The sequence below is a fragment of the Mycolicibacterium sp. CBM1 genome (genome assembly GCF_054073305.1).
The window spans coordinates 200,603-211,214 of record NZ_JBSXPP010000009.1 but is presented as its reverse complement, the minus strand read 5'-3'; the positions used below and the strand labels follow the sequence as shown (position 1 = coordinate 211,214).

General features: G+C 68.9%; 10 protein-coding genes. 8 read left to right on the top strand and 2 right to left on the bottom strand.

Annotation, left to right across the window (positions count from 1 at the left end; genetic code table 11):
- On the bottom strand, positions 1–1,217 hold a 1,217-nt coding region (locus ACXDF8_RS14530), incomplete at its 3' end, for a cytochrome P450 (RefSeq protein ID WP_457223961.1).
- Positions 1,218–1,319: 102 nt separating this feature from the next.
- Between ACXDF8_RS14530 and ACXDF8_RS14525 the strand changes: the two genes are divergently transcribed.
- The 5 genes from ACXDF8_RS14525 to ACXDF8_RS14505 all read left to right on the top strand — a co-directional run bounded on the left by ACXDF8_RS14525 (position 1,320) and on the right by ACXDF8_RS14505 (position 5,770).
- Entirely contained in the window at positions 1,320–1,949 is a 630-nt protein-coding gene (locus tag ACXDF8_RS14525) for a TetR/AcrR family transcriptional regulator (protein ID WP_457223960.1), read from the top strand.
- A gap of 114 nt (positions 1,950–2,063) precedes the next feature.
- The gene (locus ACXDF8_RS14520) at positions 2,064–2,867 is read left to right on the top strand and encodes an SIP domain-containing protein (RefSeq protein ID WP_457223959.1); all 804 of its coding nucleotides are present in this window, start codon (positions 2,064–2,066) and stop codon (positions 2,865–2,867) included.
- A gap of 4 nt (positions 2,868–2,871) precedes the next feature.
- On the top strand, positions 2,872–3,921 hold the full coding sequence (locus ACXDF8_RS14515; protein WP_457223958.1) for a FecCD family ABC transporter permease: 1,050 nt from the start codon (positions 2,872–2,874) through the stop codon (positions 3,919–3,921).
- On the top strand, positions 3,918–4,970 hold the full coding sequence (locus tag ACXDF8_RS14510) for a FecCD family ABC transporter permease (protein WP_457223957.1): 1,053 nt from the start codon (positions 3,918–3,920) through the stop codon (positions 4,968–4,970). The genes ACXDF8_RS14515 and ACXDF8_RS14510 overlap by 4 nt, the downstream gene beginning before the upstream one ends.
- The gene (locus ACXDF8_RS14505) at positions 4,967–5,770 is read left to right on the top strand and encodes an ABC transporter ATP-binding protein (RefSeq protein ID WP_457223956.1); all 804 of its coding nucleotides are present in this window, start codon (positions 4,967–4,969) and stop codon (positions 5,768–5,770) included. The genes ACXDF8_RS14510 and ACXDF8_RS14505 overlap by 4 nt, the downstream gene beginning before the upstream one ends.
- Here ACXDF8_RS14505 and ACXDF8_RS14500 read toward each other — a convergent pair.
- Positions 5,754–6,698: a methionyl-tRNA formyltransferase gene (locus tag ACXDF8_RS14500; protein WP_457223955.1), complete on the bottom strand. Its 945-nt coding sequence runs from the start codon at positions 6,696–6,698 to the stop codon at positions 5,754–5,756. The two genes, ACXDF8_RS14505 and ACXDF8_RS14500, sit on opposite strands and share 17 nt — an antisense overlap.
- Before the next feature lie 125 nt (positions 6,699–6,823).
- Between ACXDF8_RS14500 and ACXDF8_RS14495 the strand changes: the two genes are divergently transcribed.
- Genes ACXDF8_RS14495 through ACXDF8_RS14485 form a run of 3 tightly spaced genes read left to right on the top strand, consistent with a single transcriptional unit; the run spans position 6,824 to position 10,544 of the window.
- Entirely contained in the window at positions 6,824–7,069 is a 246-nt protein-coding gene (locus ACXDF8_RS14495) for an MbtH family protein (protein ID WP_457223954.1), read from the top strand.
- Positions 7,066–8,775, top strand: coding sequence for an ABC transporter ATP-binding protein (locus tag ACXDF8_RS14490; RefSeq protein ID WP_457223953.1), 1,710 nt, complete (start codon positions 7,066–7,068; stop codon positions 8,773–8,775). The genes ACXDF8_RS14495 and ACXDF8_RS14490 overlap by 4 nt, the downstream gene beginning before the upstream one ends.
- The gene (locus ACXDF8_RS14485; protein WP_457223952.1) at positions 8,772–10,544 is read left to right on the top strand and encodes an ABC transporter ATP-binding protein; all 1,773 of its coding nucleotides are present in this window, start codon (positions 8,772–8,774) and stop codon (positions 10,542–10,544) included. The genes ACXDF8_RS14490 and ACXDF8_RS14485 overlap by 4 nt, the downstream gene beginning before the upstream one ends.
- Positions 10,545–10,612: the final 68 nt, after the last annotated feature.

Genomic DNA, 10,612 nt, shown 5'->3' with positions numbered 1-10,612 from the left:
AGGCCTCCGACGAAGGTGGTGGCCATCAGTTGCGGGTCGCCGGTGAGTTCGATCGACGTGATCCGCGGGACCAGCTCGGTGAAGAAGCTGTGCATCTCCATGCGCGCGAGCGCTGCACCGAGGCAGAAGTGCACCCCGTAGCCGAATGACAGGTGCTTGTTGGGGTCACGGCCCACGTCGAAACGCATCGGATCGTCGAACACGTCCTCGTCGCGGTTGGCCGAAACGTAGGACAGCAGTACCGATTCGCCCTTGGCGATCGGCACGCCGCGGACCTCGGTGTCGGCCTGAGCGGTGCGCATGAACTCCTTGACGGGCACCACGCAGCGGATCATCTCTTCGACGGCGGTGCCCATCAGGCTCATGTCGTTCTGCAACCGCGCCAGCTCACCGGGATTGCGCAGCAGCTCCAGCAGTCCGCCGGCGATGCCGGCGCTGGTGGTGTCGTGTCCGGCGCTGGCCACGATCACGTAGTAGGAGGCGGTGTCCATATCCGACAGCGGCGCACCGTCGATGGTCGCGTTGGCGATCGCCGAAGCCAGGTCCTCGGTGGGTGTTTCGCGGCGAGACGCGGTCAACGCGGCGAAGTAGTTGAAGAAGTCGAGCAACACCGCGAGCATGTCCTCGGTGGTGTTGCCGCGCTGGAATTCGCTGTCCTCGCCGCCGAACATCTCCTGGGTCAGCTTGAGCATGCGGGGGAAGTCCGACTCAGGCAGACCCAGCAGCGACAGGATCACATACAGCGGGTAGTTGACCGCGATCTCCTGGGCGAAGTCCAGCTCCGGGCCGCGTTCGACCATCTGGTCGACGTACATCTTCGCCAGCTCGTCGCACCGGGTTTTCAAGGCGCGCATGGCTTTCGGGCGGAACCAGTCGGCGCCGATCTTGCGTAAGTCGCGATGGTGCGGATCGTCGATGTGGATCAGGGTGCTCAGACCGATCCCCGCTTCGCGGTCGGCAAGCAGCTTCGCGTCGAGCTCCGTCTCCATGAGCAACGGGCGGGGAGCGTTGGTGAACAGGTCATTCTGCCGCTCGATGGCCATCACGTCGGCGTGCTTGGTGATCGCCCAGAACGGCTGATAGTTCCTCGACTCGACCCAGGACACCGGAGCATGGGCACGCAGATGCGCCAGCGCCTGATGAAGCCGCGCCTCGTCGGCGTAGGCCTGTGGTTCGGCCAGCACCTGGGCCGCGTGATCCATGATCCGTGTTGTCATCGCCTCACTCCTCGTGCGCCGGCCGCGTCACCGCCGGGGGTAATCTGGAACGCGTTCGTTCTAGATTATGGCGAAGGCCACAGATGGGTCAAGATGGGCGGCATGTCCGGAGGTCAGGAGGGAACCAAGCTCGAAGGCCGCACGTACGCGGGGCTCACCGCCCAGCAGCGCTCAGCGGACCGGCGCGAACGTCTGCTGGCGGCGGCGCGCGCCCTGATCGCCGAGGACGGCCTGGCACCGCTGACCGTCGAGCTGGTGTGCGGGCGCGCCAACCTGAGCAAGCGGTACTTCTATGCCGAATTCGCCGGCAAGGACGAACTGCTCGACGCCTGTGCCGCGGATCTGTACACGCGACTGAAGTCGGCGATGGAGGTCGTGCTTCGCGAGGAGCCAATGGCCGACCGGGCCCATGGCGTGCTTCACACCGTGGTGGCGACCCTGGTCGCCAGCGCCGCCGACGCCCGGCTGTACATGGAGTCGCCCGGCTTTCCCCGGCTGCGCTCCCTGCAGCAGCGGGAGATCGGGGTATTCGCCGAGCGTGTCGCAGCCGAGGCCATGCCGTTCAGCGGGCCGGCGAAGCCGTCGGTCGACCGCGCGCTGGCCGCACGAGCCATGGTCACCGCCGCGACGGAGCTGATCATCGCCTGGTTGCACGGTGACATCCAGACCGACGAGGAGACGCTGGTCGCCACGCTGACCGCCACCACACTCGGCGCGGCGGGGGCGGTCTAGGACCCGAAGGCATCCATCCCGCGCCGGTGGGCGGCGCCCGCTCGGGCGGACCCCCGCAGCGGGACGACGCGGGGGTCCCCACATCCCTGGAGTGATTAGGCTAACCTAACCCGAATGAGCTTCTCGGATGCGTACGTCATCGAGACCCTCCCGCTGAACCCGCGGCTACGCCGAATCAGTCTGCGCGTCGAGGCCCCTGAAGCCCTCGCCGTCGCGCCGGGTGGCGATTCCGCGGTGGGGGTCTACTTCGACCCGGACTCGCCCGACGAGGGCCGCAACTATTCGGTGCGCCACCACGACGGTGACCGCATCGACCTCGACATCGTTCTCCATGCCAGCGGCCCCGGGACCACATGGGCACGTACGACGACCGCAGGTGACCGAGTGCGGCTCGACCACGCGCGGTCCTGGTACCGCCCAGCGCCCGGCATGGACTGGCAGCTTTTGGTCACCGACCTTTCCGGCTTGCCCGCCACCGCCCGCATCGTCGAGGAACTACCCCCGGCCGTGTCCACTGTGGTGATCGTCGAAGCGGCCGACCACCACGACCTCGACTACCTGCCAAACCGGCCCGGCGTCACCATCATCCCCAGCCTCGGCACCGGAAACGGCTTCGGCCCAAGCCGGTTGGCGAAACTTGTTCGGCGGATCGACCTGCCGCCCCAGGGCTACTGCTGGTTCGCCGGTGAGGCCGCGCAATCCCGCGAGGTGCGCAAGTACCTGCGCGGGCTGGGATGGAGCATCGACCAGTACGACATCACCGGGTACTGGCGTTACGACTCGGAGTCCTGGGACGCGAGGTTCGCTCTCGTCGAAGACCAGGTGCTGGCGGTCTACGAGCGCGCCCTCGCCGACGGTAAGGGGGACAAGGTGGCGTCGGAGGAGTTCGACGACGCCCTCGAACGAGTTGGCCTGTAGCAGCGTGTCCGCGCCACCGGCGGCGGCGACGGAACTGCGCACGGCCGTCCACCTGCACACCCGGCGCCGACGGAGCACCGGGCTGATCGTGGCGGCCGCACTGCTGCTCCTGACCTGCATGGCCAGCCTCGCGATCGGCACCCAGACTGTCTCGTTGCTCACCGTCTGGCAGGCGGTCACCGATTACCGGGATGTGGGTGAGCAATGGATCGTGCGCGACCTGCGGATCCCCCGCACCGTGCTGGCATTGTTGGTCGGCCTCGCCCTGGCCCTGTCCGGCACCCTGATCCAGGCGGTGGGGCGCAATCCGCTGGCCGATACCGAAATCCTCGGAATCAACTCGGGGGCAGCTCTTTTCGTGGTAAGCGCGATCGCGTTCCTCGGGTTGCGCGGCATCTGGACCTACATCTGGTTCGCCTTCGCCGGTGCGCTGGCCGCCATGGTCCTGGTGTATCTGGTCGGGATGACCGGGCGGTCCGCGGTGACCCCGGTGCGGGTGCTTCTTGCCGGGGTCGCGGTGGGTGCGGTGATGGACGGCGTCGGGTTCGCCATCCGGCTACGCAATCCGCGGGCCTTCGACAACATGCGATTCTGGGACGCCGGTGCACTCGACGGGCGCCCACTGGACGTCGCTGCGGCGGTCGCCCCGTTCATCGCCGTCGGTCTGGTGTTGTGCTTGGTGGTCAGCCGGTCGCTGAATGTCACCGCACTGGGTGAGGACCTGGCCCGCAGCATGGGCGGCAATGTTGCCCGCACGCAGGCGCTGAGCCTCGTCGCGGTCACGCTGCTCGCCGGGGCGGCGACCGCGGGAGCCGGCCCCATCGGTTTCGTCGGTCTGCTGGTGCCGCATGCGGTGCGCCGCTTCACCGGACCGGACTGGCGCTGGATTCTGGCCTACGCCTGCCTCGTCGGGCCCGCGCTGCTGCTGGCCGCGGACATCGTGGGGCGCCTCGTGATCCGCCCCGCCGAGCTGCCGGCCGGCATCGTCACCGCCTTCCTCGGGGCGCCGGTGCTGATCTGGCTGATCCGCCGACAGGGAGCGGACCGATCGTGACAACGACGGACTTCGGGCGACGCCAGTGCGTCGTGCGCCTGGGGGCGATCTCCGCGCGAGCCTCCTGGCGCGCGGTCGCCGTTGTCGCAGCGCTGGTGGCCGCCTGCGCCGTGATCGCCGTCCTCGCCGTCGGGCTGGGCCGGTACGCCGTCGCACCCGCAGACGTGCTGCGGGTGCTGCTCGGTGTCAACACCTCCTTCGACCGCGTCGTCGTGTTGCAGTGGCGGATGCCGCGCATGGTGATGGCGCTGCTGATCGGTGCCGCACTGGGCGTGTCGGGTGCGATTTTCCAAGCGCTGACCCGCAATTCGCTGGGCAGCCCCGACATCATCGGCATCAATTCCGGCGCCTACACCGGAGCGTTGGTGGTGCTGGCCGGGTTGGGCGGCGGCTACTACCTGGTGGCCGCCGGTGCGCTGGTGGGGGGGCTCGCGACCGCCGTGCTGGTCTATGGCCTCTCCTATCGCAATGGGGTGGCGGGTTACCGGCTGATCGTGGTCGGCATCGCGGTCGGCGCGGTGGTGAGTTCGGTCAACCAGTGGATCGTGATCAAGCTCGACTTCCACACCGCGGTCACCGCCTCGGTGTGGCAGCAGGGCACGCTCAACGGGCTGGGATGGCAGCAGGTGGTGCCGATGACGGTGTGCCTGGGCGCCGCGACCGTCGCCCTGGTCGCGCTGGGACCGCGGCTGCCGGCACTGCAGTTGGGCGACGACGCGGCCGGTGCCATGGGGGTACGCCCAGAGCCCACCCGACTGGGCTACCTCGTGGTCGGTGTCGGTCTGGTGGCGCTGGCCTGTGCGGCCGCCGGCCCCATCACCTTCGTCGCGCTGGCCGCTCCACAGATCGCCCGGCGGCTGACCGCCAGTCCCGGTGTCGCACTGGTGCCGTCGGCCGCGATGGGCGCCCTGCTGCTGTTGGTCAGCGACGTGCTGGCCCAGCAGCTGTTCGCCGGCAACGAGTTGCCGGTCGGCGCGGTCACCGCATCACTGGGCGGCGCCTACCTCGTCTATCTGCTCGTCACCCAGGCGCGAAAGGGCAACCGATGACTCCCAGCCGGTTACGCACCCACAAGCTCTCCATCGGCTACGGGGCTCCGGTGATCACCGACCTGTCCGTCGAGGTGCTCGACCATCGGGTGACGATGATCGTCGGCCCCAACGCGTGCGGTAAGTCCACGCTGCTACGCGGACTGGCTCGGCTGCTCAAACCCGTTAACGGTCAGGTCATCCTGGACGGCGAGGACATCGCGACCCTGCACACCAAGGAGGTGGCACGCCGGCTGGGCCTGCTGCCGCAGTCGTCGGTGGCACCGGAAGGCATTACCGTGGCCGACCTGGTCGCCCGCGGCCGATACCCGCACCAAAACGTGTGGCGGCAGTGGTCGCGCGACGACGACGACGCGGTCACCGAGGCCATGCACGCCACTGCGGTGACCGAACTGTCCGGCCGGCTGGTCGACGAACTGTCAGGCGGCCAGCGCCAACGGGTCTGGGTGGCGATGCTGCTGGCCCAGCAGACCCCGCTGATGCTGCTCGACGAACCCACCACCTATCTGGACATCACCCACCAGGTGGAGTTGCTCGACCTGTTCGCCAGGCTCAACCGCGAACAGGACCGGACGGTGGTCGCCGTCCTGCACGACCTGAATCACGCCTGTCGCTACGCCGATCAGATCATCGCGATGAAGAGCGGACGCATTGTGGCCCAAGGCCCGCCGGGCGAGGTGATCACCGAGGAGCTGGTCGAATCGGTCTACGGGCTGGCCTGTCAGATCATCGACGACCCGCAGACCGGGACCCCGCTGATCATCCCGCGGGCCGCGCCGCACGTCAGGGCGCGGCGGTGAGATACCCTCCGCCGCGGCCGAAGAAGCCCAGCGCGTGGTGATCTGCCCCATCCTCGGTGCGCACCACGTCGAGCACCAGCCCCGGAGATTCGCCGCGGTAGGCCTGCGCGCCGGCGACGATGACCATGCCGCCGTCCTCTTCGATGAACACCCGCCCCGGCGTGCCGCCGTAGGTGCAGCGCGAGACGTGCGAGGAGATCAGCCGCAGCCGTTGACCACGGAAATACGTGTAGGCGTTGGGATACGGATCGGACAGGGCACGGATGAAGCGCTCGATGTCCGGAGCCGGCCAACTCCAGTCGACCAGGCCGTCGCGGTCGGAACGCTTGTGGAAGAAGGTGCGCCGGCTCAGGTCCTGCGGCACGGCGACCGCTGTTCCGAATTCCAGCCCGTCCAGCGCCTCCTCCAGCACCTCCGGCACCAGGTCGAGGGTGTCCAGCACCAGGCTGGTGCCGGTGCTCGTCGGGGTGATCTCCACGGACCGCTGCACCAGGATGTCGCCGGTATCCAGTTCGGCGTCCATCAGGTGCGCGGTGAGCCCGGTGCGTTCCGAGCCGCTGATCAGCGACCAGATCACCGGAGAGAACCCGGTGAATTGCGGCAACAGCGAATCGTGAAGATTGACAGTGCCATACGCCGGGATCCCGAACAGTTCCTGCGGCAAGCGGGTACGCCAGTTGTTGGCCACCATCACATCGGGTGCCAACTCTCGCACCCGCTCGATCAGCTCCGGAGTCGGGCGCTTGGCCAGGAACACCTCGATACCGGCCTCACGGGCGAGGTCCTCGACGGAGTCTGCCCAAATCGATTCGTAGGCATGATCACTCACCGGATGCGTCACCGCCAGAACGACCTCGTGCCGCGACTTCAGCAGCGCTGCCAGCGTGCGATACCCCCACGTCTGGTACCCGAACATCACGACGCGCACGTCGACCCTCCCTGCCCACTAGGTAGCTCACTATGGTTAGCCTTACCTTTGATAGCATGCCGGACGTGCCATTCGTGGGTCTACCCCACCGGCAATGCGCGACACGAACGTACGGGAGGAACGTCTTGTCCACCAATCCCTTTGATGACCCAGACGGTCGATTCTTGGTCCTCGTCAACGACGAGGACCAGCACTCGCTGTGGCCGACCTTCGCCGCCGTCCCCGCGGGGTGGACGGTCGTGTTCGGCGGTCCGGACGGCACCGACCGGGAAGCCGCGCTGAACTACGTCGACCAGAACTGGACCGACATGCGGCCACGCTCGCTGCGCGAACACCTCAGCCGCGCCGACGGCGTGACCGCATCAGCTTGAGCACCACCACCGGCGTGACCACCGGCGTGCGGTGGACCGGCCCAGGCGTCTTGCGCCGGACCGTCACCCGCAACCTGCGTTGGCTCGCGCCAGGCTCAGGACTCATCGCACTGCACCAACTGTGCGAGGTCTCGGTGCCGGTACTGATCGGCATCATCGTCGACCGGGCGGTCAGCACCGGCAGCGTCTCCGCGATCGCCGGCTGGATCGGGGTGCTCGCCGCCTTGTTCGTCGTACTCACCGTGGTGTATCGCTACGGTGCCCGGTTGCTGATGTTCGCCATCGCCCGCGAAGCTCATCTACTGCGCGTCGAGCTGAGCGCCAGAATCCTGCACCCGCTGGGTATCCGAACCGAGCTGCAGACCGGGGAGCTGTTGTCGATCTCCTCGACCGACGCCGACGAGACCTCTTACGTGCTCGACTACGTCCCCCGCGTCACCGGCGCGGTGGTGGCGACCATCGCCTGCGGGGCAGTGCTGCTGCGCATCGACGTGCCGCTGGGCTTGATGGTGCTCATCGGTGTGCCGGTCGTGGTGGCCGCGTTGCAGACGACGGCACCGATCATCGCCCGCCGCGTCGAGGACCAGCAGGCCGAAGTCGGCCGCGCCACCGCGCTGGCCACGGATCTGATCAGCGGACATCGCCCCCTGCAGGGCATCGGTGCCCAACGCAACGCGGCCGCGCGCTACCGTGCCGCCAGCCGCCGGTCATTGGGCGCGACCCTGCGGGCGGCCCGCATCCAGAGCGCCCACGAGGGCGCCGCGGCCGCTGCCGGCGGGCTGGCCGCGATGGCCGTCGCGGTGGTCGCCGCCTACTTCGCGCTGCACGGCACGGTGTCGGTCGGCGAGTTGATCACCGTCATCGGCCTGGCCCAGTTCCTCGTCGAACCGTTCTCGCTGCTGGCCATCGTGCCGAGCTGGGTCGCCGAAGCACGCGCATCGGCCAACCGGGTGGCCGGCGTACTCAACGCGGCGCACCGCCACGACCAACTGCCGGCCGTCGATCCGGCGACACCGGGCACCCTGACGGTTGAGAAAGCCGCGCACGGCGCACTGCAGGGCCTGTCCCTGGACATCGCGCCCGGCGAGTTCGTCGCCGTGCTGACCTCCGACCCACGTGAGGCCGGCGCACTGATCGACCTGTTGTCCGGTCAGGTCCGCGCCGGCGGTGAAGTCCGGGTCGGTGGTCGGCACATCGGGGAGATCCCCGCAGGCCGGCGCCGCACCACACTGCTCGTCGAGCAACATCACAGCGACTTGTTCAGCGGCACTCTGCAATCCAATCTCGACATCTCCGGAGCCGATCCCGTAGCGATCCGCGATGCGCTGGAGGCGTCCTGCGCGCTCGACGTCGTCGAGCTGCATCCCGACGGGTTGGCGCACCCCGTCCACGAGCGCGGCGCCAGCATGTCCGGTGGACAGCGGCAGCGCTGGACGCTGGCCAGGGCGCTGGCCGCCGATCCCGAGGTGCTGGTGCTGCACGACCCGACAACGGCAGTCGACGCCGTCACCGAACAGGCGATCGCCGACGGCATCCGCAGGCTACGGTCCGCCCGGCGCACCACCGTCGTCGTCACCAACAGCCCGGCGCTGCTGGCCGCCGCGGACCGGGTCGTGCTCATCGACGGCGGCGTCGTCGCGGCCGACGGCACCCATCGCGACCTGGTGGACGGCCACGCCGGCTACCGGCAGCGGGTGACGCGATGACGGTCACCGAATCGATCACGCCGCCGGTGCTTCCGGTCGCGAGCACCGCACGCACCGCGCGCTGGCTGCGCGCCGACCTGCTGCGCCGGCGGGGTGGCACGGCCGGCGCGGCGGTGGTCGGGCTGGCCGCCGCAGCGGCCTCGACCGTCCCGGTCTATCTCCTCGGCACCCTGGTCGACCGGATCCGCGACGGCGACCCCGCCGCCAGCCTTACCGCCCTGGCCACGGTCATCGGAGTGACCGCGCTGATCGGCGGACTCGGCACCGGCCTGTCGTCCTACCTGATTGCACGCCTCGGCGCGCACACCGTCGCCGATCTTCGCGAACAGGTCATGCAACGAGCACTCGACCTGCCCGCCACCACCATCGAGGAAAGTGGCCGTGGCGACCTGCTGTCCCGGGTCGGTGCCGACGTCGCCACCGTCGCCAAGGCCGTATCCCAGGTGATGCCGACAATCCTCAACGCCGTGTTCCTCGGCGTCGTCACGCTGGCCGGGATGACCAGCCTGGACTGGCGCCTGGGTCTGGCCGGTGCGTTGGCGATCCCGGCCTACGCCGCCGGACTGTGGTGGTACCTACCGCGTTCGGCACCGATGTACGCCGATGAGCGCCTGGCGATCGCCGCCCGCGCGCAGGTCACCGTCGAGTCCATCCAGGGTGCAAGGACCATCGAGGCCTACGAGGTCCACGACACACACCTCGCCGAGATCGACCGGGCCTCGGCGCGGGCCCGCGACATCTCGATCACGGTGTTCACCTTGTTCACGCGGCTGGTAGGTCGGGTGAACCGGGCCGAATTTATCGGCCTGACAGCAACATTGGTAGCCGGGTTCCTGCTGGTGCGCTCCGGGTCGGTCACGGTCGGCGAGGTCACCGCCGCCGCCCTGATGTTCCACCGCCTGTTCAACCCGATCGGCATGCTGATGTACAACTTCGACGAGGCGCAGGAGGCGGCCGCCAGCCTGGCTCGGCTGGTCGGTGTCATCGACATACCCACGCCGGGCCCGCTGAGCGGGTCGCAGACCGCCGAACCCGCCAGCGCCGACGTCGACATCGAGCGGGTGTCGTTCGCCTACGGTGACGGGCCGGAGGTGTTGCACGAGGTCTCGCTGCGGATCCCGGCCGGAACCCGTTGTGCCGTAGTTGGTTCCACCGGTGCAGGCAAGACGACGCTGGCCGCCGTGGTCGCCGGGCTGCAGACACCGACCCGAGGCCAGACCCGGATCGGCGGTGTCCCCGTGGAGCACATCGCCGGTGACCGGCTGCGTCACTGGGTCGCCACGATCACCCAGGAGGTGCACGTGTTCTCCGGTCCGCTGATCGACGACCTGCGCCTGGTCGCTCCGCAAGCCAACCGCGATCAGATCTGGGCCGCGCTGCGCACCGTCGGCGCCGCCGACTGGGTCGAGGCGCTCGAGGACGGGCTGGACACCGCCGTCGGCGAACACGGCGTCGACCTGACCGCCGCCCAGGCCCAGCACATAGCGATGGCACGGCTGGTCCTGGCCGATCCGGCCGTCGTCGTCCTGGACGAGGCCACCGCCGAGGCCGGCAGCGCCCACGCCGCCGAACTCGAGGCGGCTGCCGCGGCCGCTACCGCGGGGCGGACAACGCTGATCGTGGCGCACCGACTCACTCAGGCGGCCGCCGCTGACCACGTGGTGGTCATGGACGGCGGCCGAATCCTTGAGAGCGGCTCCCATGACGAGTTGATCGCCACGGACGGCCGATACGCCCACCTGTGGCGGGCCTGGGCCGCGCACAACTGAGTATCGGCGGCATCTCTGCCGGTAGCTCGGCCGGCAGCTCGGCCGCCCAACAAGATTCGATGTCGACA

What these genes read in the sequence shown, in the direction of transcription:
- ACXDF8_RS14525 (WP_457223960.1), top strand. Translation starts at nt 1,320, where the DNA reads ATGTCCGGAGGTCAGGAGGGAACCAAGCTCGAAGGCCGCACGTACGCG.
- ACXDF8_RS14520 (WP_457223959.1), top strand. Translation starts at nt 2,064, where the DNA reads ATGAGCTTCTCGGATGCGTACGTCATCGAGACCCTCCCGCTGAACCCG.
- ACXDF8_RS14505 (WP_457223956.1), top strand. Translation starts at nt 4,967, where the DNA reads ATGACTCCCAGCCGGTTACGCACCCACAAGCTCTCCATCGGCTACGGG.
- ACXDF8_RS14485 (WP_457223952.1), top strand. Translation starts at nt 8,772, where the DNA reads ATGACGGTCACCGAATCGATCACGCCGCCGGTGCTTCCGGTCGCGAGC.